This is a genomic window from Bulleidia sp. HCP3S3_C9 (assembly GCF_052064035.1).
In the GTDB taxonomy this organism is placed as follows: domain Bacteria; phylum Bacillota_I; class Bacilli_A; order Erysipelotrichales; family Erysipelotrichaceae; genus Bulleidia.
Map to the genome: position 1 here is coordinate 1 of NZ_JBQHWJ010000135.1, position 525 is coordinate 525.

General features: G+C 37.1%; 1 protein-coding gene. It reads left to right on the forward strand.

The genetic code is table 11. The features are described from left to right. The coding region (locus ACTND6_RS11125) for a hypothetical protein (RefSeq protein ID WP_441045119.1) at window positions 1-525 on the forward strand (525 nt) is incomplete at both ends.

Here is a 525-nt window from a genome sequence, read left to right on the forward strand (position 1 = left end):
AAAAAATTCCAGCAGGATATGAAGTTTGTGAAAAGGGAGATATTAACTTCTGTGGTGTAGAAGATGTAAATGTCAAAGTTCGTAAGGTTGCCGCACAGACAAGAAACGTGCGTGTTCATTATGTATCCGAATCAGGAGAAATGATTGAAGACAATATTGAAGAACTGACAATTCCAGCAGATCAAACTGTAGTAAAAGCTGCTGATTTGAAAAAAATTCCAGCAGGATATGAAGTTTGTGAAAAGGGAGATATTAACTTCTGTGGTGTAGAAGATGTAAATGTCAAAGTTCGTAAGGTTGCCGCACAGACAAGAAACGTGCGTGTTCATTATGTATCCGAATCAGGAGAAATGATTGAAGACAATATTGAAGAACTGACAATTCCAGCAGATCAAACTGTAGTAAAAGCTGCTGATTTGAAAAAAATTCCAGCAGGATATGAAGTTTGTGAAAAGGGAGATATTAACTTCTGTGGTGTAGAAGATGTAAATGTCAAAGTTCGTAAGGTTGCCGCACAGACAAGAA